The following is a 25,691-nucleotide window of genomic DNA, read 5'->3' as shown; positions in this document are numbered from 1 at the left end:
TACAACATCATAAACCATGATATTGGCTACCGTTAGCAGCATATGTTACAGTTTCACTTTTTTGCCTAATTATATTTAACAACTGTGAGTTTGATGGGCGTTACAAGAAGCCGCAGAAGCGTCTATATCGGACAGAAATCTATTATCCAAATCTAACCCAAGGTAGAGTACAGTGAGATCCTTTCCCCAAGAAGACAATCATTTTTGGAATAGGTTTAACGAACCGACTCCAGACGAACTCAATTTAGTTGAACCTCACGAGTTTCTTCCCCGCATCAGTAAATGGACAAATATCGGCGCAGGAGTGCTGCTAATTACTTTTATGGCGGCCGCTGGTCTCACCTCTGTGTTTAACTACAATATCACAGTCAAAGTTCCTGCAAGTATTCGACCAGAAGGGGAACTGGGAATAGTTCAATCTGCTGTTATGGGAACAGTGCAGAAAATAGATGTGCAAGAAAATCAAGTAGTCAAACAAGGAGAACCCATTGCTTACATTGATGATTCTCGCCTGCAAAATCAAAAAAGCCAACTAGAAAATAGTATTGAGCAGAGTCAATTACAACTGCGCCAAATTGATGCTCAAATTGCTGAAATTGCCACTCAGATTGCGGCTCAAACCACCTTACTTAACCGCACAATTATTGCCGCACAAGCCGAACTCAGTGCGAGTCAGCGCAACTATGAAGACCAGCAAAAGACAACGATGGCTGATTTAACAGAAGCCGAAGCTACTTGGAATTTAGCGAAAATACAACGCGATCGCCTACAACAGAATAACTTATTAACTGCCACAGTACAAGAAGCCGAACTAGCCTTAAATTTAGCAAAAAAGCAACGCGATCGCTTACAATCAGTAGTGGCATCAGGAGCAATTTCGCGCAATTTATTGGAAGAAAAACAACAGGAGGTAAAATCAGCCCAAGCCAAACTAGAACAAGCCAAAGCCAACGCTAAAGACTTGATGTCAGAAAAAGAACAAGCCTTAAAAATTGCCCAAATAAAACTAGAAAAAGCTCAAAACAGTATCAATCCTCATAATGCAGCTATAACCATAGCCTCTGAACGGATTAAACAAGAACAAGCCAGTGGTAAATCTACTTTATCCGCCTTGAACAGAGAAAGAGAAACCCTATTTCAACAGCGTCTAGAACTAGAAAAACAAACTATGCGGACGCGCAAAGAACTACAACAGGTAGAAACTGACCTGAATCAAACTGTAATTCGAGCGCCAATTGCAGGTACACTGTTGCAATTAAATCTGCGTAATCCTGGACAAGTAGTACAACCAAGTCAAGCTATTGCTCAAATTGCACCCGTCAATGCTCCCATCGTGATCAAAGCATTTGTCCCCCCTCAAGATATAGACAAAGTAGAACCTGGGCAAAAAGTGCAGATGCAGGTTTCAGCTTGTCCCTATCCCAACTACGGGACTCTCCACGGGACAGTGCGAAATGTTGCACCAGATGCCCTCCCAATGGGAAATAACAGCATGGAGCCAGGTCTTCAAGGGGCTACCCAGACAGTCGGCTATGAAACCACCATAGAAGCCGAAACCACTTATGTAGGTAGAGAGAATCATCAATGTCATCTCAAACCAGGAATGAAAGGTCGAGCTGATATTATTTCCCGACAGGAAACCGTACTTAATTTCATTCTCCGCAAAGCCAGATTAATCACAGATTTCTGAGAAATGTTGGGGGTTAAATTCTCTACAGGACTTACGCAAAATTATGGAAAAACGAACCACGTTCGCGAAGCGTCTCCCCTTGGGAGAAGGACACGAAGGACACGTTGGCGCTAGCCTCTCCCTTTGGGAGAAGTTAAGAAGGTTTCAGAGAGTTCTTGCGTAAGTCCTACTCTATATATAAATGCCATACACAAGGGCGGGCAAGATGCCCACCCCACAAAATTAAGAATATCAAGATGTCTACTGCATTCACTAGCAAACTTCTGTAATTACGAATTACAAATTACGAATTACAAATTACGAACTACGAACTACGAACTACGAATTACGAATTACGAACTACGAATTACGAATTAAATTATGTTTGGTTTAATTAAACTTCAGAAAAACTATCCGTGCGTTTCACAATTAAGCGAAGAAGATTGTGGAGCAGCTTGTCTGGCGACAATTAGCAAACATTACGGCCGATTTTTAAGCATTAATCGCAGTCGAGAATCAGTCGGAACTGGACAACTAGGAACAACTTTATTAGGTTTAAAACGTGGCTCTGAGAATTTAGGTTTTAATGCTAGAGCAGTTAAAGCCTCGCCAGAAATTATCGACAGAATCAAAGAAGTGCAATTACCAGCCATTATCCATTGGCAAGGACATCATTGGGTAGTTTTATATAACCAACAGGGCAAAAAGTATGTAATTGCTGATCCATCTGTGGGTATTCGTTATGTTGACCGAAAAGAGTTAACAGCTGCTTGGAATGGCGTGATGCTCTTACTAGAACCAGATCCAGACCGCTTTTTTGATCAGCCTCAAGACAAACCAATGGGTGGCTTTGGACGCTTTTTGAAGCGGATTTTGCCTTATCGTGGTTTGCTGACTCAGGTTTTAATGATGAATATTGCTTTGGGTGTACTGGCCTTGGGTTCTCCGGTACTTATCCAAATTCTCACAGATGATGTTTTAGTACGTGGAGATGTGCAACTACTAACTGTTGTCGTCGCCGCAGTTGTAGTTATGACTCTATTTAGCAGCACTTTACAATTATTGCAATCGACAATGATTGCTCACTTTGGTCAACGATTGCAATTAGGGCTAGTTTTGGAATTTGGGCGTAAGATGCTTCAGTTACCTTTGAATTATTACGAAGCCCGCCGGAGTGGTGAAATCACTAGCCGATTACGAGATATCAATCATATTAATCAGTTGGTATCACAGATAGTTGTGCTTTTACCGAGTAAGTTTTTTATTGCAGTGATTTCTTTGGGCTTAATGTTGTTTTATAGTTGGAAACTAACATTAGCAGTTATCCTAGTCGGTGCTTTAATGACTTTATCGACTCTGCCTTTTTTACCGATTCTCCAACAAAAAACTCGCAGTCTTTTAGTCTTGGGGGCGGAAAATCAAGGGGTGTTGGTAGAAACATTTAAGGGCGCACAGGTACTGAAAACTACGAACGCTGGTCCCCAATTTTGGGAAGAATTTCAAAGTCGTTTTGGTCGTCTAGCCAATCTGACTTTTAGTACTGTACAAATCGGAATTATTAACAGTACTCTTTCTCGACTCCTTTCGAGTATTGGTGCTGTAGCTTTATTGGGGTTAGGAAGTATCTTGGTGATTCAGGGAGAATTAAGTATCGGTCAAATGCTGGCTTTTAATGTGCTACAGGTGAATGTTCTGAGTTTAATTAATTCCTTAGTGGGTTTAGTAGATGAATATTTTCGCTCTCAAACAGCAGTTTCTCGGCTTTTAGAAGTCATTGATGCAACACCGGAGGTGGTGGGAGGTAGTCAAAAGCCTGTGGCGCAAATTTCCGGTAGTGCAGATATCCATTGTTCTCATCTGACATTTCACCACCCTGGTAGAGTTGATTTGTTAGAAGATTTTTCCTTAAAGTTACCTGGTGGACAAGCGATCGCTTTAATTGGTAAATCTGGTTGTGGTAAAAGTACCTTAGCAAAACTGTTAGCAGGTTTATATCAGCCCAATTCTGGTAATATCCGCATTGGCTCCTTTAACCTCGATGATATCGCCCTGGATTGTCTGCGACAGCAAATAGTTTATGTACCCCAAGAACCTCATTTTTGGAGTCGCTCGATTTTAGAGAATTTCCGTTTAGGAACGCCCTATATTTCTTTTGAGGAAATTGTCAAAGCTTGCGAGATTGCGGATGCAGATAGCTTTATCAGTCAACTTCCCAGTAAATATCAAACTGTGTTGGGTGAATTTGGGGCGAATCTCTCTGGTGGACAAAGACAAAGATTAGCGATCGCCAGAGGTATTCTGACTAATCCACCTGTCTTAATTTTAGATGAAGCCACCGCCGGACTCGACCCAGTGAGTGAAGCTAGCGTATTAGATGCAATTTTGGACTACCGAAAAGGCAAAACTACAGTTTTAATTACCCATCGCCCCAGCGTTGTCAAGCGAGCTGATTGGATTGTGATGTTAGAGACAGGTGAAGTGCAATTAGAAGGAACTCCAGAGACATTTCTAGCAGAAAAAGGAGAGCATCAAAAGTTTTTATCATTATGACAATTTCCTCTGGTGTGAGCAAGTACAATCATGTCTGAAAATAATACATCAAATAATTCATTTCTTTTCCGGTCTCTGTCTGAAGAAGAGCAAGAGAGCCTAGCTGGTGGGCAAGAAGAAGGTATACTAGGAACCAGTAATTTTTTCTTTCAGAAAACTGACATTGAAACTGAGGCAAATAATAATTTAAATCTTGCAGAAGATGAATCTGGTTCTCAAAGTACTAAATACACTTTCTCACAGATTACTATGGCATCATCTACAACGTTTAGATTACCGAGTTTTAGTGCTAATCGTAATAGTGTGAATAATTTCATAGCTAAAATTATCAGTGGATTGACTTCGTAAATAATCTCTTGGTTAATAACACATTTTGCCCAGGTTCCCTATTTTTATAATCAGTAGGGAAACTTGGCTTTTGAATTTTCGTGCATCATTTGCAGAAAAAAACAACCTCTATAATTGCAGGGGTCAAATTGATATGTAGACATGAATAATATACAAAAAATATAATCAAACAAAAATCAACTTATTTACATGAGTCCAAGGAAGTAAAATAACCTGATAAGTTTCTAACCTAAGAATAATTTAAATAATTCGCTAATAGTTAATAATAAAAACATAGGTGATTACACACCTTAAGTAAGTAAGTGAGGCACAAAATTATGTCAGCCCAAATCACAAAATCTGATTTGTTTGAAGAGTTATCCGCAGAGCAACAACAGCTTTTAGCTGGTGGACAAGGGCCAACCTTTCAAATGAGACCTGACGAACGCGGTTTTGATAGAGATGGTGGGGATTTTGGTAGATATGATCGCGATTTTGGTAGAGATGATCGTGATTTTGGTAGAGATGATCGCCGTTCTGAAGGTCGTGTTCGCCGTATTCCCATTCGCTTGACTGGTATTCTTGAAGTCATTAAATAAAGACTGAGTATTACCATGATTTCTACTTCGCGAATAGTCTTGTCTAATCAGCACATTTTTTACAGTACAACGTAAAATCTGAGCCGTAATTTTGCACCCACCCAGAAATATTTCTGGTATGGGTGCTACTTATAGCAAAAGTCAAAAGTGAAAAACTTGCTGTGACTTGGTTTGAGGCTTTTTCCATGTCCTAACAACTTGGCGGTTGTTATATCATCTATGTACTAAATTGAGGCAAAAAATTATGTCAGAAAAAATCATTCAACCTGATTTATTTGTGGAGTTATCCGCAGAGTCACAAGAACTTTTATCTGGGGGTCAAGCACGTCGTCCTGATATTATCGTTACTGGTAACCTCACTGATTCTCGCGGTCAAAGTTTCCCAGTTACAATTCTTGGCTTCATTACTGGACAACCTTCTGGCGGTCCTGGTGGTGGTTTTGGCGGTGGTTTCTAATAGCGCCGGCGAAAAAGACTTTTAGAGGATATTTGTAGAGATTCTAGTAAATATCAAAGTCCTCGAAACCTAATCCGATTTTGGATTTTAGATTTTAGACTATGGATTATGAATACCTTTGTATACCAGGGTTTTGTAAATCCATCTGTCGTGATTATTTTCAAAATTGGTATAACTGTCCTCTTCTCTACAAGAGAAGAGGAATATTTACAGACTTTCTTATCTAAGGAGAGAGATTTTGAATTATATTTTGTGCGATTAACATATATTTAAGCAATAAAAAATAGCTTATATCGTTATTTAATATGAGCATTTGTATAAAAAAATAACTTGATTTAAAACTGAATTTTACATGAACCAAAAGGTGTATTATTAGCCTATTTTTTTATGGCTTTGGGACAATTTAATTACTATAAACTTTATTTATAAATGAAAGCATAGGTACTACACTTCCATATTTTTTGTGCATAAGTGTGTACCAACTATGGACGAATTTGAGGTAAAAATTATGTCAGTTCAAGAACTCCAATCTGATTTGTTGATGGATTTATCCACAGAAGAACAGCAGGATGTTTCTGGTGGCTTCGGCTTTGGTGGCTACGGTGGCTATGGTCGTGGCGTTGGTCGTGGCTTTGGTGGCTACGGTGGCGTTGGTCGTGGCTTTGGTGGCTACGGTGGCGTTGGTCGTGGCTTTGGTGGCTACGGTGGCGTTGGTCGTGGCTGGGTAGCTCGTGGTTTCGCAGGTCGTGGCTTGTGGTTTTAAGTTGGCAAAGTCCACAAACTGGGTAATTCAATAGTTTACAGCAGTTTTTGGTTAATTAGAACACAGTAGAGACGTTCCATGAACGTCTCTACAAGGGTGTTGAATTCGGTCGATGTCTAATGATTTAATGATTAGAGGCGTAGCGATCGCCTATCCAATCGAGTAAAATCGGATTGACTAACTCCGGCGCTTCATCTTGGGGGCAATGTCCCACCCCTTCTAAGGGGATAAATTTTTGCACTTGTGGGTAGTTAGCTAATTCTCTACCTAAGTCTACTGGTTCCCAGGGGTCGGCTGTTCCCCAGAGAATAATCGCAGGACAAGATAGTAAAGGTAAAAGGTCTTCTGCTAGAGGGCCTGTAGAGTAAGAAGTAAAGGCGAGAAACACGGCTACAGCGCCTGGGTCTTTTGCTGGTGCTGTGAGAATATCAACCAACTCGTCTGTGACTATCTCTGCATTAGCGTAGGCTTGAAGTAAAATCTTCCGTACTGTCTTGGGTTTAGCAACTTGATTGAAGAAAAACTGACCAACTGGTTTGATAGATAATATTTTCTGGAGAATTGGCGCGCCGAAGCGACGCGACCAGGGTAGTGTTTCCCGTTTGCGATCGTGTAACAATCGTAAGGAACAGTTGAGTAACGCTACTCCTAAAGCCATATCCGGGTTGCTGACTGCTGCTTGTAACACCACAATACAGCCAATGGAATTTCCGACTAAAAAAGCAGGTTCACCCACGACTTCCCGACAAAAGTCTGCTAACTGCTCTCCCCATGTTTCGAGGGTGTAGTTAATTTCTTTCTGTGGTTGAGGTTTAGCTGAACCACCAAAGCCAATCAAATCAATGGCATAAACGCGACAATTTTCTGCTAACATTGGAATATTTTTCCGCCAGTGCCACCATGAGGCTCCAAAGCCATGCACGAGAACCACTGCGGGGCCATTAGTTCCTTGAGTTTGATAGGAGATAGGGAAACCCTGCCAAATCCAAGTTTTGTTTGAGGTAAATGTGTTTGTGGAAGTTGTCATCAGAAATTTAGGAATATATGAATACGAGTACCAAGAAAAAACCCTTTGTGGCTTTATTCAAAATTTATAATCTTCACAAATAGAAGATATAGCAATCTTAAATCATGAGATATCTAGTGAAAATTAAGTATGCTTGATCTGGAACCGTTGTAGAGACGTTGGGTGGAATGTTTCTAGATTATTTCCTGGAAAAGTCTAGTTGTGAAATCTCACTTAGGCGCTGTTAACGGTTTACAGTTACCACATACTTGATTTGTGTGATGCTTTTTTGGTGCTGTTGATATTACGACTATGATACTTCACATTTTGTAATCTTGCCGTTTCCTCGCCTGGATAGAACCAAATAGTTAAACCTGTGGTTTTTTCAGGAAAGTTGTTAGGATATGATTTTGTGTGATGTAATAGAATCACCATCCTTAGTAAATTTAAAACTTTCACGATTTACGGTAGTCACATTGGTCTATAAGATCATGGGATATCAAGGATGGGCTAAAAATTGGTTTGCACGCAAAAAAGTGACCGGAAATGTCACATAAACCTTTTTGTTATTAGTTCCTTGCGGCTATAGAAGATGAATATACTAGAAACAATTAACACACCTGTTGGAAGCTATGCACCAGATTTTGAGCTTCCAGGAATTGACAATCAAGTACACCATCTCAGCCGTTATTTAGAAAGGTTTCGTGCAGTTGGTGTGATTGCGATGTGCAACCACTGTCCTTATGTAAGCTTGTATCTAGACAGATTAAAAAATATTCAAGAGGAATTTGCTCAAGAGGGCTTTACACTAATTGGGATGAATGGTAGCAGTGCGACGGAACACCTGAGCGAAAGCTTTGACGACATGAAAGTTTTTGCCGAAGGTCACGAGTTAAATTTTCCTTACATATGGGATTCAACTCAAGATGTGACTCGTAGCTTTGGGGCGAGTAAAACGCCTATGGCTTTTCTGGTAGATAATCATGGTATAGTGCAGTACAAAGGACAAATTGACAATCATCCCCAAGACCCATCATGTCTGGGAGAAGATTATTTGAGAAATGCGATCGCCTCTCTGTTCAAAGGTCAAGCAATTAAGCTACCAAAAACCGAACCAGCAGGAACTTCATTGATTTGGCGGAACTAGACATATATCGTCGCTGTACTGCTATCTTAAATTGGAGGCAACTGCAACTTTTTTGATAAAGCGTAACTTGATGGGAACGAATTACCGACGGGTTTTACTCAAACTAAGCGGTGAAGCCTTAATGGGCAACATGGGCTACGGTATTGATCCCGAAGTGGTCAAAGAAATAGCCCAGGAAATAGCAGAGGTAGTAGCTACTGGCGTTCAAATTGCCATCGTTGTAGGCGGCGGGAACATTTTTCGCGGCGTGAAAGCAGCGTCGGCGGGGATGGACAGGGCAGCTGCTGACTACATAGGGATGATTGCCACGGTAATGAATGCCATGACGCTACAAGATTGCTTAGAGCGAATTGGGGTACAGACGCGGGTACAAACTGCGATCGCTATGCAAGAATTAGCGGAACCGTATATCCGTCGTCGCGCCATCCGCCACCTAGAAAAAGGGCGGGTGGTAATTTTTGGTGCTGGTTCAGGAAATCCCTTCTTTACCACCGACACCACTGCCGCCTTAAGAGCCGCAGAAATTGATGCCGAGGTGATTTTTAAAGCCACCAAGGTAGACGGAATCTACGATGCTGACCCCCATATTTATCCAGAGGCCAAGCGTTACACCAGTCTCACCTACGCGCACGTTTTAGCCAAAGATTTGCGCGTCATGGATAGTACAGCGATCGCCTTGTGTAAAGACAATAATATCCCAATACTGGTTTTTGATTTAACGGTGCGAGGTAACGTCCGCCGAGCCGTTTTGGGAGAAAATATCGGCACCCTTGTGGGAGGTTCATGTGAAATTATCTGAAGCTGAGAGTACAATGCAAAAGACCGTTGAAGCAACTCAACGAGCTTTTAACACCATTCGCACTGGTCGCGCCAATGCGAGTTTACTAGATAAGGTTTCGGTGGACTACTACGGTTCACCCACACCATTGAAATCACTGGCAAACATTAGCACGCCAGATGCTTCAACCATATTGATTCAGCCTTACGATAAAGGCAGCTTAAACGTAGTAGAGAAAGCAATTTCCCTGTCTGACGTAGGTTTAACACCCAGTAACGACGGTTCTGTGATTCGGCTAAATATACCACCATTAACAAGCGATCGCCGGAAAGAATTTGTCAAAATGGCTAGTAAGTATGCCGAAGAAGGTCGCGTAGCCATTCGCAACATCCGTCGTGATGTCCAAGACACCATTCGCAAAGAGGAAAAAGCTTCAGAAATCTCTGAAGATGAATCCAAAGACCAACAAGATCAACTGCAAAAACTCACAAACAAGTACACTGCTAGAATAGATGACTTGTTGGCAGAAAAAGAAAAAGACATTTCAACTGTCTAAGGCTGTATGCGTGGGCAGCTGCTCATAGATTAAAGTATTATCAACTATAAAGGCTGAGGAATGTTGTATAAATTCTTCAGCCTTTATCTATTGCATTCTACAACGCCCTGTATTTGCTACATTGCATCAATGCCGGGAAGATGTAAATTTATGTAAACAAATTCCCCTATTCCAACCGACACGCATACCTTTTATAGATTCCTGGATATATTTCCCCAAAACCTGATAGGAGAGATTGTGAGTAAACTTCAGGCGAATTATTCGCAAGAAGCAGCGATAAATCAGCAGTAGAGTCAAGCGGATAACCAAGACAGGAAACGGGACTTTATTAAAAGCGTGTTTCAAAGCAAAATAGGTAGTATTTTTCGCGAGTGAATACCAACAAGTCAGATGTTTTTGGTCTAAACGATTGTGACTGGCTTCAGGATAATGGTCTACAACTACATCACAATGGTGAATTTCATAGCCAGCTTGAATTAAGCGCAAACAAACATCAGTTTCATCTAAAAAATACTCAAAAAACTCATCATATCCGTTAATCTTTTCTAATAAATCTTTGCGGTAAGAGGAATTTGTACCCATCAAACCGTTATACCAAAAACCTTGCGGTTGATTATAATTTATTACCCCAGAACGACAAATAGGACTGGTATTACTAATAATATTTGTAATGCCACGATGATATTGTAAAGGATAACCAGGACTTGTCATATCACGCACAGTACCACCAACACCGGCACATTTATCACCATATAAAGAATATGTAGATAAAAGCTTTTCTATCCAGTCAGGGGGCGGAATTGCATCATCATCAATAAAAGCAATAATCTCACCTAATGCTAACTTTATACCCACATTGCGAGATACACTAATATTTTTTTCTTGCACAGTTGCTAATTTGAGGTTTCTATCGAAACTGCTGGACATGATACTTAACATTTCCATAGTTTCAGTATTAGATGAAGCATCAACTACAATAAATTCACAAAATGAATAAGTAATTTTGTTGAGTGCTATCAGTGTCCTCTCTAAAGAAATCCGACGGTCAGCCGTACAGATAATAATAGATATGAAGATTGTTTGACTTTGGTTTATTTGCGCTTCTAATAAACTACTGGAATGCATTATTTTTCTTTAAAACTCCTTTTATGTAAATCCTCATGGGTACAGGTAAAGATATTTTGTCTGCAAGACGTTTAGTAATTTTCCAAACAATTGCTAAGATTAAAACTTTTAGGTTGAAAACTGATAAATGTTTGAAATTATTTGCATATATTTTCCCTGGTTGTACATGAATCTCTTGTAGTCTTGTAAATAAAAAATAATTAGCAGTAACCTTTGATATTTGCGGTACTTTCACCAATTGATTGAATACATCAATATCAAAATCTAAAACTGGATTTGATGCAATTTGATTCAGCATTTCTGGATTTTGGACAATTTGAGTTAAAAGCGCAGTCAGTCCCTCTACAGAACCATCAAACTTATAACAATTAACTCCATGCTGAAAATGTTCTTTAAATGCTGGGATATCCGCTAAAACTAGGGGTACTCCTATCCAGTTAAGCTCATGGGCTGCTAGACAAAATGTTTCTACACGAGACGCAAAAATTGCCAAATGTGACTCTTGGGCTATTTTTAAATATTCCTCTGCTAAATATTGTCCAGAAAATGAGAAATATTTCAGGAATTTAGGAGAAATAAAACTTTTAACTTCATCTAGATAAGACCTATATTTTGAGTTTGTCGTCGCTAAATTATATCCAGCAAAAGTGACATGAATCTGCTCAGGAAAAGTTTGACAAATTTCTGCACAAGCACGAGCGATAATGTCCGTACCTTTCAAATGTACTATTCTTCCTGGACAGAGGATTTTTAAAGGTAATTGAGGATGATTAATCACACGGTGGCTATTTCTTTCTGCAAGCTTACGATAAGGTAGCGGAGAGATAAAAACTTGATTATGAATACCAAAATAGCTGGTGTACCAGTCTGCGACAGACTGAGAAGGACTTTTCCAAGCATCTGCTAATTCTAAGCAAAATCTTTCCGCATAATTAGATAATATATAGTCATTGCTAACATCCAAAGCTACAGGATAACGGTCTGTTAAATCCCAAATTTCTCTAGAACCATGTAAATGAACCCAGATGGGTATGTTTTTGAAGACTGAATCAGGATTAAAATGTTTGTCTCGCAGGGTATGAAATCCCATACCGCCATGTTCACACCATTCCACCCCAACTATATTTTTATCAGCCATGATTTTTTTTAAACCCTCTGCTAAAGCTAGGGAAGTTTTTTCGACATGATAAATATCTTCTGAATTTAGCTGAATATCAGCAAATTCATTAATATGATAGATTTCACATTTTAAGCTGGATGAATCAAAATATTCTCTGGCTTTGATAGCCGTAATTTCAGGAATACCATACAATAAAATTAACGGTGTATATTCTGAACTTTGTAAATAGTTAATAATTTGTGATATGTATTGTCCTATTCCTCCATTAATAAATGGGGCAATTTCTAGGGTGGGAAAAACTATGTACATAAATTTAGCTTTTAAACTCCTTTAAATATCCTCGTTGCCAAGATAATGAAGATAATTATGCCAAGATGTCCTTGTGAGTCGCTCAACTATATTAGGATATTTTGGTTGAAATTTATACTTATTTTCAAACTTGCGTTGATTGATGTGATTATTTCTGTTACCCAAAGAAGGTGGATGGGGAATATGTATAATATAAGACTCAAAACTACTAGCAAAAAAATAACCTGCTAACCAAGCTCTATAAGTAAAATCAGTATCATCAAAGCCATAATTACCATCGTAGATAGGATCAAAACCACCCAAATTGAGAATCGCTTGCTTACACATTCCCATATTGGAAACTAGGACTCCTGTCCAATCGGCTATGGGTTTATCAGCAGCAGGTTGCATCATACTGACTGGTTCATGTCCCCAAAGAAAATTTACAGCACCACTACAATCTGAATTTGCATATTCCAGTCGTGGTCCCGTAGACAGCACAGCATGAGGATGTAATAAGTGCAGTTTTACATGAGCTTCTATATGTGTCCGGGATGGTACATGGTCTGCATCTAGTATGATGACTAAACCATCAAGACAAGCGGAAACACCTTTGTTACGCAGCGTATTGAGTCGAAAGGCGTTTTTAATTGTTGGTTCTTGAATAATTTTGTAATTGAGATTGTATATACTGCACTGTTCAATAAATACTTGCAAGGAATTATCTGTTGAACCATCATCACATAAAACAATTAAATCTGGTTGCAGCGTATTTTTGGCGATCGCCGAAATAACAAAAGGTAATTCCTGAGATTTATTATAACAGATAATTACCAGAGAAATCGGCGTATTTTCTTGATATTTATATAAAATAATTGGTTGGGGAAATTGATAACTATGATGATGTTTTTGGCTGGTTACTAAAGTTTCAGCCGTTGGTTTGAGAGAATTAAATAAAAAGATATTTTTGAGCGATCGCAGATTAAATAAGTCTAGTAATAATCTGCCAACTTTGCGTAAAATAATATTTTTCTTAATTTTTGTCAGCACTAACCATGTGCGAGAGTTCTTAATATCGGAAATTTCAGCTAATAACTCATTATTAGATAAATTTAATTGCTCTATTTCTGCCATTAAAGATTGACATTGCTGGGCTAATTCGGATTTTTCGTTAATTAGAGTTTCATACTGTTGATTGTATAAAGTTTTATCCATAATCATACATCCTCATTTAAATTATATTATTATTTATAGGACTTACGCAAAAACTCTCTTAAACCCTCTTGACTCAGTGTACTCTGTGCCTGGAGTGGTTAGTTTTCCCATAAATTTGCATAAGTCCTAATTTAATCAAACTCTGAATTAATCATGGATAACTCTTGAGACCTTCACACTGTTGTAAATAAGAATTAATTGCTTTTTTAGTTTCACCAATAAACATAATTTTACCCTTATCTAACCACACTACACGATCACAAGACTGTTGCACAAAATCCAAATCGTGGGATACTACTAAAACTGTGGTTTTTTCATGCCAAAAAGATTCAATTCTCTGCTTACATTTATTTTTAAAACTTTCATCACCAACCGATAGAATTTCATCTAATATCAAGATATCTGGCTGGACATCCGTAGCAATGGCAAAACCTAAGCGTGCTACCATCCCAGAAGATAAACCCTTAACTGGTACTAATACATAGTCTTCTAATTCGGCAAATTCCAAAATAGACTGGGCGCGTTTTTTGATTTCTGCCCGTGAAAAACCCAATAGCACACCATAAAGTACAATATTATCTAGGACAGAAATATCTGGATCAAAACCTGCTCCTAGTTCAATCAAAGGAGCAATTTTACCCCTGACTCTGACTGTACCCGTGGTAGGTTGCAAAATCCCAGAAATTATCTTCAAAATAGTTGATTTACCAGAACCATTTGCGCCAATAATGCCAATTTTTTCACCTTGTTCAATCCCGAATTCAATCTGATCAAGTACCAGCCTTTTTGCGGGTTGACGATATTTACCTTCTAATAAAGAAAAGATGGTTTTCTTCATATCATAAGAAAATTCTTCTTGTGTTCGTCGCCATAGGGAAACTTGATTGAGGCGAATTACTTCCATACTTTTGAAAACATTCCTGTTCTGTTCGCAGTTGGTGGGTATTTTTGGTAAATTAAAGCAGCCTATAATAGCAGTTGTGGACTCAGTAAATTACTAATCCAGTTCTTTTGATAACCCCAATTTGTATTTAAGTTTAAACCACAGCTTGCGTAACTGCCAAAATTTAGATGATTCCATTGCTACAATTCTCTTTTTTAATTCATAGATTTCTTTACTATGACTTCCTGATATAGCAGTATTATCTTCTCTACTATGACTTCCTGATATAGCCGCCTCGCATTCTATTTCTTTATCTTTCCATAATTGGGTAAGATATTGCACCATCACATGAGAAAATAAAGCGACGGTTTTTTGGTGTTTACCCAACATATACTGAATTAATTGCGTCCGGCGAGGCTGTGCTACTGTCCATACCATTGAATCATAGTGGCGACGATAAAGAAATAATTCTATTGGTAAGATATCCCCGGCGCAGCCATTTTCATATAAGCTGATAAAATAATCCCAATCTTCGTAAGAAATTAATTCTTCATCGAAGTTTCCGGTTTTTTGCATGGCTTCTCTGCGATATACATTTGTACTGTTTACCACATTGGTATTCATGAAAAGCATTAGCTCAGGAATAAAGCCCACAGGCGCTTGAGTATATTCATAAGCTTCAAAATTGCGCGTATAGCAACCTATATAGCTGAGTTCCTGATTATTTATCAGGGCTATGATGGCTTTTTCCAGATATTCAGGATGAATTTTATCATCTGAGTCTAGAAGCATAATAAATTCACCTGAACTGACTTTTAGCCCTGCATTACGAGCAGAACTTAAGCCGCCATTGGGTTTAAATATTTTAATTACACCTGACAAATTTTGAAAGACTTCGTTGGTTTCAGATTCGTTAGAGCCATCATTTACTACGATAATTTCTACATTTTTATAAGTTGATTCTTTAATAGATTGAATCGTTTCTTCAATATACTTTCCTTGGTTGTAAAGAGGAATAATTACGGAAACTTTAGCTTCTTGATTAACTAGCCATTTTTTGGGAGAACTATCAATTTGATAAGATTCTTCCACTTTCACTGAGGCTAATTCCGGATCACACCATTGCTTAATACTTGATTGAGCATTTTCAGAAATTTGGTGTAAATAAGCAATATTCCTGTAATTATCTAAGATGGTATGGGCAATTTCTTCAGCATGGGATGGATTAATTAAAAAGCCTGACTCTCTGTGTTCAATCATTTCTGACATCCCACCTTGTTCGCTACCAATAACCACACAACCCAAAGACATTGCTTCTAGACAAACATTAGCCCAGTTCTCCCACCGGGAAGGAAATACGCAAAAACAAGTGTTTAACAAAATTTCTGGAATTTGTTCGTAGGGTGCGGCTCCTTTAAAAACAATTTTGTCTTTTAAATCATAGGGAATACGTTTTTTGAGATATTCTGTATAAGAAGCTTGAAAAGGAGCAGAGTATGTATCTCTACCATATATTTCAAAGACAAAGTTAGGTTCTTTAGCGAGAATTATTTTAGCTGCTTCTATAAAAATATCTACACCTTTTCTGACTTGGATGCTACCAAGAAATGTAATTTTTTGAATTTGTGATGTCAGAAATTGACGGGGATTATTAATGGTAGATAATAATAATGGATAGGGACTTCTACGAATAGAGTTTAAATTCAATCTTTCGGTAAAGTATTGAGCAAGAGATGCGGAAGGAGATGTGACTAAATCAGCATTTTTTACACAATAATCTTCTAAATAGATATCTATTGCTGTTTGAGTATTCGTATGTTTTTCTTCATCTATTTCTACTAAAAGAGAGCGTGGTGTATGTAATTTGACGACTATTTGAGTGTTAGTAAATTCATTTAAAAGTTTTTTGGCTCTAATGGTGGTGAATCCTTCGGCGTTATATTCAGCAAACTCAATGACATCAAAAGGACTCAGCAATTTGAGGGTTTGATAAACCCGATCTGAATAATTTTGGTTATATGTAAAAAAATGGCGATCGCTTATTGCAGGCTCTGTACGAATCAGTGTGACATTTGGGGGTAAATAATGTAGATTAGACTCAGAAAAGCAGTCAGTAATCAGATAGACATCATGGCCTCTTTTTGCCATATATTTGCTAATATTAGCAATATAAGTACCAATTCCTCCTCCTGTAATGGGACCAAACTCACGGGAAACATAAGCTATTTTCATTAGTAAAGCTCTTCTGTTTGAAAAAGTTTATTTTGACTTTGCCGTAATTGCAATGAAATAAAGGATACAATAAAGTCCGGTGAATAATCAACCATACACACAAAATTTTTATCAATCTATTCGAGAAGGTTCACGACTTTCTGCTCAAGAAGTTGTCCCCTTAGTCATGGAACTCACTCAAGCAAACAGCCTAGTAGATGTTGGTTGTGGTTTGGGAACTTGGCTCTCAGTATTTCAGAGATTTGGTATAGATGACTATCTAGGAATAGATGGAGAATACGTAGATGTGAAGATGCTGGAAATTGAACCGAGCAAATTTCTCTGCTTTGATTTAAAGCAACCTCTAGAAGTTGAGAGAAAGTTTGATTTGGTTGTGTCTTTGGAAGTTGCGGAACATCTTCCTAGGGAGTCGGCGGAAATCTTTATTCATTCATTAACTAACTTAGGAAATATCGTGCTGTTTTCCGCAGCGATTCCGTTTCAAGGTGGTCTTAATCATCTGAATGAACAGTGGCTGGAATATTGGGCAGAAATTTTCGCCAAGTATGGCTATGTGGCGATTGATTGCTTACGCCGGAAAATATGGAATAATGAAAAAGTAGAAGCTTGGTATGCTCAGAATCTCTTAATTTTTGTTAAGGAAACTTGCCTTGGTGAATATCCCTTATTAGAAAAGGAATTTCATCAAGGTGAGCATAATTTAGGGATGGTTCATCCTAAAATTTATCTGAGTGCGATCGCCGCCGTCAAATGGCAAATGCATCTAGAGTTAGAGAAATTAAAATCTCAGCTAGAAACTTAAGCCATACCAGCAATTTCCCAACCATCAGGGGTAGTGGGTAAGCTAGCAAAACCTGTATAATTAGTCCCATCCATTAACCAAATGGAATTCCATCCTTGAGTGGGATTATTCATAATAATGTCAGGCTTACCATCGCTATTAAAGTCTCCGGTTCCTAAAGATTGCCAACCCGGTGAACTGGGTAAATTCTCATAACCAATGTAATCTGTGCCATCTAAAAACCAGACAGAGTTCCATCCTTCGGTGGGATTATTCAAAAGAAGATCCGCTTTACCATCGCCGTTAAAGTCAGCAACACCAGTAATATCCCAACCTTCAGCCACAGGTAAATTACCATAACCTGTGTAAGTAGCACCATTATCACCGCCTAAAAACCAGACTGTATTCCAATTGTTGGCAGTATTATTCAGCAGAATATCAACATTACCATCACCGTTGAAGTCTGCGGCTCCTTTAATTTCCCAACCTGCTGCTATTGGTAAACCCACACCGCCAACATAATTCATCCCATCGAGAAACCAAACCAAGTTCCATCCATTGTTGGGATTGCTCACCAGTAAATCTGTGTTACCGTCTTTGTTAAAGTCAGGTGTTGCGACTGGTCGATAAGCAGCTAAACCAGGAAGATTCATCTCTCCTACATAGTTAGTCCCATCCATTAACCATGCTTTATTTAATCCTTCACTGGGCTTAGTTAAGAGAATATCCGTTTGATTATCTTGATTGAAATCTTTTGCGGCTTTGGGAGTGGAAATTGTTAAGTTTGATAAAGTTAAAGAATAGTTAGAATTGGTATTAGCGCTATCCTGTTCAACTGCGATCAAGTAATTACCAGCAGCCAAGTTAGCATTAATTGTCCCATTGCTATTCACCTGAGCCGTGTCAGTGTAACGGCTTTCGCCGCTATCAATTAAGCCATTATTATTTGCGTCGGAAATAATACTAGTTTTCAGAGCATTTTCAGTTAATTCACTCAACAGCAAACTAATTTCACTGGTATCTGCAAGGGAAAATTTATAGTAATCCACTGGATCTACAACACCGACAAACTCCTTGAAAGTCCTAGTACCATTGAAATTTCCAATATTATAGGCGCTATTGAGTGTATTTCCAGGATCTGAAAGAATAGAAGCAGGAGTAGGTGTACCTGATAGCTGTACAGAATAGCCAGAATAATTATTATTATTAGGTGAATTAAAGCGTTGAATTTCAACTAAATAATTACCAGCACCCAAGGTAGGATTAATCGTTCCATTAATATCGACGAAAGCAGTCTGACTGTAAAGCCGTTCTCCGCTATCCAGCAATCTATTATTATTTCTGTCGTAAATAATACTAGCTTGAGCAGAATTTTGAGTTATTCCACTCAACACCAAACTAATTCTACTTGTATCGAAAACCGAAAATTCATAGTAATTGACTGGTTCTACAGCACCAGGAATTTGATTGAAAGTGTTAGTAGCTGTTAGATTCCCAATCAAGGGGCTAGTTGTATTGCCTAACATATTTTTTAGTTAATTGCTAATTTGATACTGTGTTTACTACGTGATATGCAAATATCTAAGTTCGATTATACAAGTAATTATTGTAAACAGGTAATTTTAGCTACGGTGCTATTACAATTATGTATCAAAAAGATATTAACATATTTTAGTAAAAAAACGTCTATCTTAGGGACTGACAAATAAAACAACATGACAAATTTTCTTGTGGGATAGGTGTCCCCACCCGTCCCCTAATCAGGGCGGACATCTTTGCCCAAACCCACAATATGGATAATTTATTTCTGGGAAATCCCTGATGCTGGCGCAGATAGCTTCACAATATTCCCATTAAGCCATACCAGCAATTTCCCAACCAGCAGGAGTATTAGGCAAGTTAGCCAAACCTGTATAATTAGTCCCATCCATCAACCAAATTGCATTGGAATTAGAAGTGAGATTATTCATAATAATGTCAGGTTTACCATCGCCATTAAAGTCTCCGGTTCCCAAAGATTGCAAACCCGGTGCGCTGGGTAAATTGGCATAACCACTGTAGTTTGTGCCATCTAAGAACCACACTGCATTCCATCCTTCGGTGGGATTATTCAAGAGAATATCCGGTTTACCATCGGCATTAAAGTCAGCCACACCAGTAATATCCCAGCCATTAGCTACAGGCAAGTTACCATAACCTGTGTAACTAGCACCATTATCACCACCTAAAAACCAGACTGTGTTCCAATTGGTGGTAGTATTATTGAGCAGAATATCAACATTGCCATCACCGTTGAAGTCTGCGGCTCCTTTAATCTCCCAACCTGCTGCTATGGGTAAACCTACACCATCTAAGTAGTTAGGGCCATCCATAAACCAGACAGCATTAAAATTATTCGTAGGATTGCTGACAATTAAATCAGTTTTGCCATCTTTGTTAAAGTCAGCCGTGGCTACTGGTTGATAACCAGCAGAACCAAAGAGATTACTAAATCCTACATAGTTTGTGCCATTCATTAACCATGCTGTATTCCATCCCTGACTGGGATTGGTTAAGAGAATATCTGTTTCACCATCGCCATTAAAATCTGGTTGATGATTTGAGCTAGTGAAAATAGATAGAACGTAATCGCCTTGGCTACCGTTTGCCGCACCAGCACCTGTGAGAGGATTATAATTCCTCGCTTGCGGACTTGCACCATTGACACCAATTAAATATTGAGTACCTGCGGTGACATCTATCTGAATCCCGCTACCCCTAGTTAAAGCATTTTCATCATCATTGAAAGCGATTTCTGTACCATTAGCGTTGAAGACTCGTAAAAAAGTATCAGCATTGAAAGCTTCATTGGCACTGGCACGAATTGTCACTCTAGCAGTGGTAGTGGGAGTAAAGCGATAGATATCAATATCACTAGCACCTACAAAGAAACCATTATCATCGCCGATATTGCCAAAGATAATTGAGCCAACGGAGACATTTTCCACTGTACCACTAGTAGAAGTGTTATTACTTAAAGCAGTTATTTGTGACAGTGGTAACAGTCTGCTATTAAATTTATATTCTCCTGTATCTCCTGATGAGCCACTACCTAGTTGAAAAGGATTGAAAGAATCATTCCCATAACCAGTTACAGCTACAAAGTAATCTGTATTCGCGGTAATTTGATAGCGTAAAAGTGGATCTAAAGATGTATCTCTATCGTCGTTTAAAGCTAAAAGATTGCCTTCTCTGTCGTAGATAAAGACAACGGCATCAACTTCGTCAATAATTGTAGGATCACCATAGGATTTGATATCAATTTCTAAAATCCCGGCGTTAGGAGAATTGATTTTGAAAAAATCGACATCGCGATCGCCTACTTCAATGAATTCTCCCGTCTCCAAATTACTATCCCCACCAATTATACCAGGGAGGTTTGTGACATTTATTGGTATATAATTATTTTTTAATGCCTGTGTAATACTACCATTTTGGTCATTACTGAAAAACTGTACAGTCAGGTCAAACAAACCACCTGTACCAGTACCAGAACGCCCATCGAGACTGTTAGGATTATAAGTTTGGTTGTCATAATCTGAAACAGCAATGTAATAAGTTTGACCTCTGTCCACTCTTAAGCCAATAAAGCTATCAGTGGTATGTCCTTCGTAATAACTGCGATCAACCGAGTCGGGAAAAACTAGACTGGGGTATTCATTATCAGTGAATTCTGTATACACTAACGAGCTATTAAAAGCTAGATCATCATCACTAAAAAATAACTCATTGCCATCTTCATCAAAGACTCTCAGAAATGAATCAACATAGTTATCGTAAGGAGTGTCAATATCTATTAATAAAATGCCATTATCTGGTGCTACCAGTTTGAAAATATCTACATCTGCTGGCCCAATAGTAATCCGTTCATCGGAGTTGGCAATAGGGTCAGAATCCACAATACCCTGAAAATATAAAGGTTCTGAATCTGTACCCAAATTGACAGGAATTGCACCACTGATAATTCCATTGGGATCAGGATTTCTGAGTTGGAAGTTGAGGGAATAATTGCCTGTTGCGGCAGATACACCACTAGCGGCGACATTGGGATTATAGTTGCGATTGTTATAGCCACTGATTCCCGCATAATAAACACCAGACGCAAGGGAGATGTTAATTGCAGAGAAGGTGTCAACGCCTGAGTCGTCATCAAAAGCAATTTCTTCACCTGAAGTGTTAAACAGGCGTAAAAGACTATCAAAATCCGCCGGGTTGTCAGGATGAGAACTAACTTCAATTGTAATTATTCCAGGCGATCGCATTTCAAACCTGATGATATCAACATCTTTATCACCCACTTGCACTGAACCACCATCAATACCAATACTACCCAAAATGGAATTAATCGTAGTAGTACCATCTAAAATTGGCCCAATGTAAGCACCTTGAATAGTGCCATTGGGGTCTCCATTAGGGGCAATGTCCTGAAATAGGCGTTGAACTTCCTGTACAGCATTATAAATATTTAAACGAGGATAATTAGTTGATGTATTTTCAACATTATCATCTTCATCATCACCATCAAAAATGATGTCTGCGGTGGAGCGCATAATCTGCACAACTTCTGATGAAGTCAAAAAACGCCCCCCAAATTGCATCGCTGCTTCCTGCATCAGAGCTACTGCTCCCGCCACCACAGGAGATGCCATACTTGTTCCACCCATAGCATCCAGACGGTTTCCCGGTACAGTACTAGTAATCATTGCCCCAGGGGCAAATATTTTGTTGGGTGCATCTAGGCGTTGGGAAAAACTAGTTACGCGATCGGCTCCTGTTGTATAGTCAATTCCTCCCGAACGCCAACGAAAGTCTCGATTAATTCCATCTTGCCAGACAGCGCCCACAGCTAACGTGCTGAAAATTGCTGGCGCTGCCAGATTCTGATACTCATTATTTTTAAATGAATTCCCAGTAGCTGAGACAACAACAACGCCTAATTCTTCCAGTCTTCTCACCTCATCAATTCTAATATCACCCGCAGCCTCAGAAACAGAAGTAAAAAATCCCCCCGCCAGTGACATATTGACAGCCACAATGTTGTAACGCTCTTTATTGTCAATCACCCACTGTAAAGCAGCTTCAATATCGGAATTACTTGCTCCACCTCCATCATTACCAAACACCTTCAAGCCAATTAACTTCACATCAGGTGCAACTCCATATCTAGGATCTGCCGCTCCAACTGTACCTGCTACGTGAGTACCGTGTCCGTCAATATCTTCAGGGTTATTATCTCCATACACAAAGTCCCGGCCAGCGACATAATTGTTATTCAGTAGAGAATGAGTCCAATCCAAACCACTATCAATGACTGCAACTGCCATCCCACTACCATCAATCCCTGCAAAGCGGGAGTCATTACGTAGTTGGGTCAAACCAATCAAATTAAAAGCAGGATTACTCATAACTAAGTAACTCGGTATTTACTGAATGAGTTTAATGCCTATTTAAATATTTGTGCCTAAAGAAAATACATATTTACACAAAAAAACAATAGTATTTTCTCGGCGTTGCTGAATCAGAGTATGAAATGCCAAAATTCCCTTTCTTTTTCTTTGTACCTTTGCGCCTTTGCGCCTTTGCGCCTAACGCACTTCGTGCTAGAGCCTACGGCACGCTCCGCGAACGCTTCGCTGATGCTGGCGCAGATAGATAGCTTCACAATATTCCCATTAAGCCATACCAGCAATTTCCCAACCAGCAGGAGTATTAGGCAAGTTAGCAAAACCTGTATAATTGGTTCCATCCATCAACCAAATAGTATTGGAATTAGAAGTGAGATTATTCATAATAATATCAGGTTTAGCATCGCTATTAAAGTCTCCGGTTCCCAAAGATTGCCAACCCGGTGCGCTAGGTAAATTAGCATAGCCAATGTAATCTGTGCCATCTAAGAACCAGACTGTGTTCCATCCTTCGGTGGGATTATTCAAAAGAAGATCCGCTTTACCATCGCCGTTAAAGTCAGCCACACCAGTAATATCCCAACCTTCAGCCACAGGCAAATTACCATAACCTGTGTAACTAGCACCATTAGCACCACCTAAAAACCAGACTGTATTCCAATTGTTGGCAGTATTATTCAGCAGAATATCAACATTACCATCACCGTTGAAGTCTGCGGCTCCTTTAATTTCCCAACCTGCTGCTATGGGTAAACCGACACCATCTAAGTAGTTAGGGCCATCCATAAACCAGACAGCATTAAAATTATTAGTGGAATTGCTGACAATTATATCGGTTGTGCCATATTTGTTAAATTCAGCCGTTGCTACTGGTCGATAACCCGGAGAACCAAACAGATTACTAAATCCTGCATAGTTTGTCCCATCCATTAACAATGCTTGATTCAATCCTTGACTAGGATTAGTTAAGAGGATATCAGTTTGACCATCGCCATTAAAATCTGGTATTTGCGACAGTGGTAACAGTCTGCTATTAAATTTATACTCTCCTGTATCCCCTGATGACCCGCTACCTAGTTGAAAAGGATTGAAATAATCATTATTAACATTATAACCAGCTACAGCTACAAAGTAATCTGTATTTGCGGTAATTTGATAGTATAAAAGTGGGTCTAGATCAAAAAGTGTCTCCCTATCGTCGTTGAAAGCTAAAAGATTGCCTTCTCTGTCGTAGATAAAGACAACGGCATCAACTGTGTCAATAATAGTAGGATCACTAAAGGATTTGATATCAATTTCTAAATTCCCGGCGATAGGAGAATTGATTTTGAAAAAATCGACATCGCGATCGCCTACATCAAAGAATTCTCCAGTCTGAGGATGATTGTCAGCACCAATTACCCCTGGGATGTTTGTTGCGGGTAAGGCTACAAAATCGTTTAATACCTGTGAAATAGTACCATTTAGGTCAGAAGAACTCATAAATAAGTAACACTGGATTTACTGAATATGATTTTAAGGCATTTTAATTATTTTTTTTCAAAGAAATAATTTCCCCGACAAAAAACAGCATTTTTATCTGAAAATCAAAACATATATTTCGTAAAACCCGCTTGCTGGCAACCGCCATAAAACTTTACAATTTTTATCACTTCTTCAATTTTTTCCTAGAATCTAGAAACAGACAATTCAAAGCTTTAACCGATGAAACCGAAGTTTTTGGTTAATTTTAACCAGATTTGTCTTAATTGCCAAAACTTGCTAGATTGTATGGTATTAATTGTATTTTTAGATAATTCAACCTCAGACTCCAGATTTTTAATCTGCAATCTCAAATTAGATAACTCTTCGCTTAATTGAGATATGAGATGAGACTCAGAATCTGTTGATGGAGCATCTAATTCATCAGAATTGATTTCAGGAGAATCAATATTATTGTGTGAAGCTTCTAAATAGGGAATACCTTGTTGAAATCCATAGATAAATTTGCCATTTTCAGACACCAAAGAATTATCTTGCAGATGCAATGGTTGCTTAGTGATGGGACAAGCGAGAAGTGGAAAAAACCAATCTTGCTCATTCTTGTGTCTCAAAGCTTGGATATAGTGAGGTTTAATATTGATATCCCCAGGCTTCCGCACCACAATATAATGAGTATTGTGAGTATTGGGACTATCACCTTTAAGCAAATTTCCTAACGAAAGTTGACGAATCAGATTTTGCCAAAAAAACCAAGTAAATTTTTTCGGTGGATGAAACTGTAAATATTCCCATAACAACCATGCTAAAGTTTGACCAAAATGATGGGTATAACTGGTTTCAATGACTTCAAAACCTGCATATTTAACAATTTCAATTAAGCCATTTTCAGTAAACCGAATATAATCTCCAGGAAAGTCATGTTGTGGTTGTAGAAAGGGAACAGCAATAATTCCATATCCCATTGGTCTGAGGACGCGATAAAATTCCTCAGCAATTTGCCAAGGATATCGAGTATGTTCTAGAACAGCAATAGAAACTATAGTATCCACCGATTCATCTAGCAAAGGAATATGATGTAAATCTGCCAGAATATCTGGTTTATTCCACTCAGTAATATCAATATTTAAATCTTTTTCACCTAATTGAATGCTTCTTTGTCCAGAACCAGCATTGAGAACAATACCATAGCAGTATTTGCGAAAACGACTTATCTCTTCAGACAAAGGCATCCAGACTAATGGATTAGGAAAAATAGTCATATATATTATA

At 38.7% G+C, this 25,691-nt stretch carries 21 protein-coding genes; 11 read left to right on the top strand and 10 right to left on the bottom strand.

The window, feature by feature from the left end; all coding sequences use genetic code 11:
• Positions 1-172: 172 nt before the first annotated feature.
• From NSP_RS06275 to NSP_RS06250, 6 genes are all read left to right on the top strand, one after another.
• Positions 173-1,690 (top strand): HlyD family secretion protein, encoded by a 1,518-nt coding sequence (locus NSP_RS06275; protein WP_006198421.1) that lies wholly within the window; start codon positions 173-175, stop codon positions 1,688-1,690.
• A 360-nt stretch (positions 1,691-2,050) separates the two neighbouring features.
• Entirely contained in the window at positions 2,051-4,219 is a 2,169-nt protein-coding gene (locus NSP_RS06270; protein WP_006198420.1) for a peptidase domain-containing ABC transporter, read from the top strand.
• A 30-nt stretch (positions 4,220-4,249) separates the two neighbouring features.
• A complete protein-coding gene (locus NSP_RS06265) occupies positions 4,250-4,567 on the top strand; it encodes a hypothetical protein (protein ID WP_006198419.1) in 318 nt (105 codons plus the stop codon).
• Between the two features lie 317 nt (positions 4,568-4,884).
• The gene (locus tag NSP_RS06260; protein ID WP_017803904.1) at positions 4,885-5,145 is read left to right on the top strand and encodes a hypothetical protein; all 261 of its coding nucleotides are present in this window, start codon (positions 4,885-4,887) and stop codon (positions 5,143-5,145) included.
• Positions 5,146-5,389: 244 nt separating this feature from the next.
• On the top strand, positions 5,390-5,602 hold the full coding sequence (locus NSP_RS06255) for a hypothetical protein (RefSeq protein ID WP_006199057.1): 213 nt from the start codon (positions 5,390-5,392) through the stop codon (positions 5,600-5,602).
• Positions 5,603-6,110: 508 nt separating this feature from the next.
• The gene (locus NSP_RS06250) at positions 6,111-6,365 is read left to right on the top strand and encodes a hypothetical protein (RefSeq protein ID WP_006199055.1); all 255 of its coding nucleotides are present in this window, start codon (positions 6,111-6,113) and stop codon (positions 6,363-6,365) included.
• Positions 6,366-6,489: 124 nt separating this feature from the next.
• On the opposite strand, the gene NSP_RS06245 is transcribed toward NSP_RS06250, so the two are convergent.
• Positions 6,490-7,392: an alpha/beta fold hydrolase gene (locus NSP_RS06245; RefSeq protein WP_006199054.1), complete on the bottom strand. Its 903-nt coding sequence runs from the start codon at positions 7,390-7,392 to the stop codon at positions 6,490-6,492.
• A gap of 571 nt (positions 7,393-7,963) precedes the next feature.
• On the opposite strand from NSP_RS06245, the gene NSP_RS06240 reads away from it, so the two are divergent.
• The 3 genes from NSP_RS06240 to frr all read left to right on the top strand — a co-directional run bounded on the left by NSP_RS06240 (position 7,964) and on the right by frr (position 9,852).
• A complete protein-coding gene (locus NSP_RS06240) occupies positions 7,964-8,518 on the top strand; it encodes a thioredoxin family protein (RefSeq protein WP_006199053.1) in 555 nt (184 codons plus the stop codon).
• A 70-nt stretch (positions 8,519-8,588) separates the two neighbouring features.
• Positions 8,589-9,317, top strand: coding sequence for a UMP kinase (gene pyrH, locus NSP_RS06235; RefSeq protein ID WP_006199051.1), 729 nt, complete (start codon positions 8,589-8,591; stop codon positions 9,315-9,317).
• Positions 9,304-9,852: a ribosome recycling factor gene (gene frr / locus NSP_RS06230; protein ID WP_006199050.1), complete on the top strand. Its 549-nt coding sequence runs from the start codon at positions 9,304-9,306 to the stop codon at positions 9,850-9,852. Before pyrH ends, frr begins: the two co-directional genes overlap by 14 nt.
• A gap of 126 nt (positions 9,853-9,978) precedes the next feature.
• On the opposite strand, the gene NSP_RS06225 is transcribed toward frr, so the two are convergent.
• The 5 genes from NSP_RS06225 to NSP_RS06205 all read right to left on the bottom strand — a co-directional run bounded on the left by NSP_RS06225 (position 9,979) and on the right by NSP_RS06205 (position 16,715).
• Positions 9,979-10,977: a glycosyltransferase family 2 protein gene (locus tag NSP_RS06225; protein WP_006199049.1), complete on the bottom strand. Its 999-nt coding sequence runs from the start codon at positions 10,975-10,977 to the stop codon at positions 9,979-9,981.
• Complete coding sequence (locus NSP_RS06220) at positions 10,964-12,406, bottom strand: glycosyltransferase (protein WP_006199048.1); 1,443 nt, start codon at positions 12,404-12,406, stop codon at positions 10,964-10,966. The genes NSP_RS06225 and NSP_RS06220 overlap by 14 nt, the downstream gene beginning before the upstream one ends.
• 21 nt (positions 12,407-12,427) lie before the next feature.
• On the bottom strand, positions 12,428-13,600 hold the full coding sequence (locus NSP_RS06215; protein WP_017803902.1) for a glycosyltransferase family 2 protein: 1,173 nt from the start codon (positions 13,598-13,600) through the stop codon (positions 12,428-12,430).
• A 151-nt stretch (positions 13,601-13,751) separates the two neighbouring features.
• Positions 13,752-14,504, bottom strand: coding sequence for an ABC transporter ATP-binding protein (locus tag NSP_RS06210; RefSeq protein ID WP_017803901.1), 753 nt, complete (start codon positions 14,502-14,504; stop codon positions 13,752-13,754).
• A 93-nt stretch (positions 14,505-14,597) separates the two neighbouring features.
• Entirely contained in the window at positions 14,598-16,715 is a 2,118-nt protein-coding gene (locus NSP_RS06205; RefSeq protein ID WP_006195133.1) for a glycosyltransferase, read from the bottom strand.
• Between the two features lie 79 nt (positions 16,716-16,794).
• Between NSP_RS06205 and NSP_RS06200 the strand changes: the two genes are divergently transcribed.
• Positions 16,795-17,517 carry a methyltransferase domain-containing protein gene (locus tag NSP_RS06200; RefSeq protein ID WP_006195132.1) on the top strand — a complete coding sequence of 241 codons (723 nt, stop codon included), beginning with the start codon at positions 16,795-16,797 and terminating at the stop codon, positions 17,515-17,517.
• Here NSP_RS06200 and NSP_RS06195 read toward each other — a convergent pair.
• Together NSP_RS06195 and NSP_RS06190 are read right to left on the bottom strand one after the other, a co-directional pair.
• Entirely contained in the window at positions 17,514-19,022 is a 1,509-nt protein-coding gene (locus tag NSP_RS06195; RefSeq protein ID WP_006195131.1) for an FG-GAP repeat domain-containing protein, read from the bottom strand. The two genes, NSP_RS06200 and NSP_RS06195, sit on opposite strands and share 4 nt — an antisense overlap.
• Before the next feature lie 327 nt (positions 19,023-19,349).
• Positions 19,350-22,940 carry a DVUA0089 family protein gene (locus NSP_RS06190; RefSeq protein ID WP_006195130.1) on the bottom strand — a complete coding sequence of 1,197 codons (3,591 nt, stop codon included), beginning with the start codon at positions 22,938-22,940 and terminating at the stop codon, positions 19,350-19,352.
• Between the two features lie 125 nt (positions 22,941-23,065).
• On the opposite strand from NSP_RS06190, the gene NSP_RS27165 reads away from it, so the two are divergent.
• Positions 23,066-23,191, top strand: a complete 126-nt coding sequence (locus NSP_RS27165) for a hypothetical protein (protein WP_269454112.1) — start codon at positions 23,066-23,068, stop codon at positions 23,189-23,191.
• A gap of 16 nt (positions 23,192-23,207) precedes the next feature.
• Here NSP_RS27165 and NSP_RS06185 read toward each other — a convergent pair whose 3' ends face one another.
• Positions 23,208-24,422 (bottom strand): FG-GAP repeat domain-containing protein, encoded by a 1,215-nt coding sequence (locus tag NSP_RS06185; protein WP_006195129.1) that lies wholly within the window; start codon positions 24,420-24,422, stop codon positions 23,208-23,210.
• 215 nt (positions 24,423-24,637) lie between these two features.
• On the bottom strand, positions 24,638-25,681 hold the full coding sequence (locus NSP_RS06180; RefSeq protein ID WP_006195128.1) for a methyltransferase domain-containing protein: 1,044 nt from the start codon (positions 25,679-25,681) through the stop codon (positions 24,638-24,640).
• Between the last annotated feature and the right edge of the window lie 10 nt (positions 25,682-25,691).

It is taken from the genome of Nodularia spumigena CCY9414, from assembly GCF_000340565.2.
Taxonomy (GTDB): Bacteria; Cyanobacteriota; Cyanobacteriia; order Cyanobacteriales; family Nostocaceae; genus Nodularia; species Nodularia spumigena.
This window is presented reverse-complemented; position numbering and strand designations above follow the sequence as displayed.

Excerpts from the sequence above, each read along its gene's own strand:
- NSP_RS06270 (WP_006198420.1), top strand. The coding sequence starts at position 2,051 with ATGTTTGGTTTAATTAAACTTCAGAAAAACTATCCGTGCGTTTCACAA.
- NSP_RS06265 (WP_006198419.1), top strand. The coding sequence starts at position 4,250 with ATGTCTGAAAATAATACATCAAATAATTCATTTCTTTTCCGGTCTCTG.
- NSP_RS06260 (WP_017803904.1), top strand. The coding sequence starts at position 4,885 with ATGTCAGCCCAAATCACAAAATCTGATTTGTTTGAAGAGTTATCCGCA.
- NSP_RS06255 (WP_006199057.1), top strand. The coding sequence starts at position 5,390 with ATGTCAGAAAAAATCATTCAACCTGATTTATTTGTGGAGTTATCCGCA.
- NSP_RS06250 (WP_006199055.1), top strand. The coding sequence starts at position 6,111 with ATGTCAGTTCAAGAACTCCAATCTGATTTGTTGATGGATTTATCCACA.
- NSP_RS06245 (WP_006199054.1), bottom strand. The coding sequence starts at position 7,392 with ATGACAACTTCCACAAACACATTTACCTCAAACAAAACTTGGATTTGG.
- NSP_RS06240 (WP_006199053.1), top strand. The coding sequence starts at position 7,964 with ATGAATATACTAGAAACAATTAACACACCTGTTGGAAGCTATGCACCA.
- pyrH (WP_006199051.1), top strand. The coding sequence starts at position 8,589 with ATGGGAACGAATTACCGACGGGTTTTACTCAAACTAAGCGGTGAAGCC.
- NSP_RS06225 (WP_006199049.1), bottom strand. The coding sequence starts at position 10,977 with ATGCATTCCAGTAGTTTATTAGAAGCGCAAATAAACCAAAGTCAAACA.
- NSP_RS06220 (WP_006199048.1), bottom strand. The coding sequence starts at position 12,406 with ATGTACATAGTTTTTCCCACCCTAGAAATTGCCCCATTTATTAATGGA.
- NSP_RS06215 (WP_017803902.1), bottom strand. The coding sequence starts at position 13,600 with ATGGATAAAACTTTATACAATCAACAGTATGAAACTCTAATTAACGAA.
- NSP_RS06210 (WP_017803901.1), bottom strand. The coding sequence starts at position 14,504 with ATGGAAGTAATTCGCCTCAATCAAGTTTCCCTATGGCGACGAACACAA.
- NSP_RS06205 (WP_006195133.1), bottom strand. The coding sequence starts at position 16,715 with ATGAAAATAGCTTATGTTTCCCGTGAGTTTGGTCCCATTACAGGAGGA.
- NSP_RS06195 (WP_006195131.1), bottom strand. The coding sequence starts at position 19,022 with ATGTTAGGCAATACAACTAGCCCCTTGATTGGGAATCTAACAGCTACT.
- NSP_RS06190 (WP_006195130.1), bottom strand. The coding sequence starts at position 22,940 with ATGAGTAATCCTGCTTTTAATTTGATTGGTTTGACCCAACTACGTAAT.
- NSP_RS27165 (WP_269454112.1), top strand. The coding sequence starts at position 23,066 with ATGCCAAAATTCCCTTTCTTTTTCTTTGTACCTTTGCGCCTTTGCGCC.
- NSP_RS06185 (WP_006195129.1), bottom strand. The coding sequence starts at position 24,422 with ATGAGTTCTTCTGACCTAAATGGTACTATTTCACAGGTATTAAACGAT.
- NSP_RS06180 (WP_006195128.1), bottom strand. The coding sequence starts at position 25,681 with ATGACTATTTTTCCTAATCCATTAGTCTGGATGCCTTTGTCTGAAGAG.